This window comes from Streptomyces sp. WELS2 (genome assembly GCF_013870595.1).
In the GTDB taxonomy this organism is placed as follows: domain Bacteria; phylum Actinomycetota; class Actinomycetes; order Streptomycetales; family Streptomycetaceae; genus Streptomyces.
This window is the reverse complement of sequence record NZ_JACBWZ010001122.1, coordinates 1-1,701: the sequence shown is the minus strand read 5'-3', so window position 1 is coordinate 1,701 and position 1,701 is coordinate 1. Positions and strand designations below refer to the sequence as shown.

Below are 1,701 nucleotides of genomic sequence, written 5' to 3'. Positions count from 1 at the left end.
GCGAGTTCTTCGCCGCCATGCTCGCCGCCGTCGCCGCGCTGTGGCTCATCGGCCAGGCCACCCTGGCGCCGTTCTTCGGCCCGCTCGCCGGACTCCTCGGCGTCGCGGCGGCCCTGCAGTTCCTCAACTGGCAGCGCCAGAAGCGGATCGAGCGCTTCATCGGCCAACTCCCCGAACTCGCCCGCATCCTGGCCAACGCCACCCACGCCGGCCTCGCCCTGCGCACCGCGATCGGCATGGCCGCGGAGGAGCTGGAGGCCCCGGCCGGGGAGGAACTCGGCAAGGTCGCCGACCAGCTGGCCATCGGCCACTCCCTGGAGGACGCCCTCGGCGAGCTGGCCGACCGGCTGCCCTCCCGGGAACTCGTCGTCCTGGTCACCACACTGGTGCTGTCCAACCGGGCGGGCGGACAGGTGGTCTCGGCGCTGCGCAACCTGACCGAGACGCTGGAGGAGCGCAAGGAGACCCGGCGCGAGATCCGCACCCAGCTCTCCCAGGTGACCATGACCTCGTACGCCGTACCCGTTCTCGGGGTCGGCGCGTTGTTCCTGATGAACGGCGTCAAGGACGGCGCGCTCGACCGCATGACCGGCTCCCCCGTCGGCCAGGCCTGCGTGCTCGTCGCGTTCGTGATGTACGCCGTCGGCTTCGTCCTGATCCGCCGGCTGAGCCGGATCGACGTCTGAGGGAGGTGACCCGTGGAGTTCCTGCTCGCCCTGCTGATGGGCGCCGGCGTCTGGGGCGTCTTCGCCGGCCTGCGCATGTACCGCGCGGACGCCCGGCTCCCCGCCGACCTCGCCGTCGCCCTGGAGGTCGGCGCCACCCGCACCGGTGTGGTCGGCTCGGTCGTCGACCGCCTCGGCATGCGCTGGGCACCGCTGGTGCTGCGCCTGATGGGCCCACGGCTCGTCGCCCGCTACCGCCGCAGGATCGACCTCGCCGGCAACCCCGGCGGCCTGACCATCGACCGCTACGCCGCCCGCCGCGCGGTCTACGGTGCGCTCGGCGGCGTCGGCTTCCTGGTCTTCCTGCTGCGCGGCCAGTGGTTCGTGGCGCTGCTCCTGCTGGCCTTCGGGGCGCTGTGGACCGAGGTCGGCCTGTGGTCGGCGATCCGGGTCCGCAGACAGGTCATCGAACGCACCCTGCCCGACTTCCTGGACGTGCTGGCCGTGGTGGTCAGCGCGGGCCTCGGCTTCCGCCAGGCCCTGGACCGGGTCGCCGCCCGCTACGAGGGCCCCTGGGCCGACGAACTGCGCATCACCCTGCGCCAGATGGACCTCGGCATGAGCCGCCGCCAGGCCTTCGCGGAACTGCGCCGGCGCAACGACTCCGAGCAGGTCGCGATGTTCGTGACGGCGTTGCAGCAGGGCGAGGAGCTGGGCGCGCCCATCGTGGACACCCTGGTCTCCCTGGCCAAGGACATGCGCCGCACCGACGCCCAGAACGCCCGCCGCAAGGCCGCGCGCGCGGTGCCCAAGGCCACGCTGATGATCACCACGTTCATGGTCCCGGCGACGATGCTGCTGCTGGGCGCGGGCCTGCTGCTCGGCTCCGGCGTCGACTTCGGCTCGCTCACCGGGAAGTGAGGACGGACGTGACGGCGATGGGGGTGACGGGCAGGAGGGAGCGCTTACTGGAGCGGTTACGGGCGATGGCCGGGGCCCCTCACCGGGCGGGCCCGGGGCGCCCTGGAGCCGGGGA

The 1,701-nt window shown here is 73.0% G+C and carries 2 protein-coding genes; both read left to right on the top strand.

The features are described from left to right. The coding region (locus H5J33_RS34245) for a type II secretion system F family protein (RefSeq protein WP_181798557.1) at positions 1-686 on the top strand (686 nt) is incomplete at its 5' end. A 12-nt stretch (positions 687-698) separates the two neighbouring features. Continuing rightward, positions 699-1,586 (top strand): DUF5936 domain-containing protein, encoded by an 888-nt coding sequence (locus tag H5J33_RS34240; protein ID WP_181798556.1) that lies wholly within the window; start codon positions 699-701, stop codon positions 1,584-1,586. The last annotated feature ends 115 nt before the right edge of the window (positions 1,587-1,701 follow it).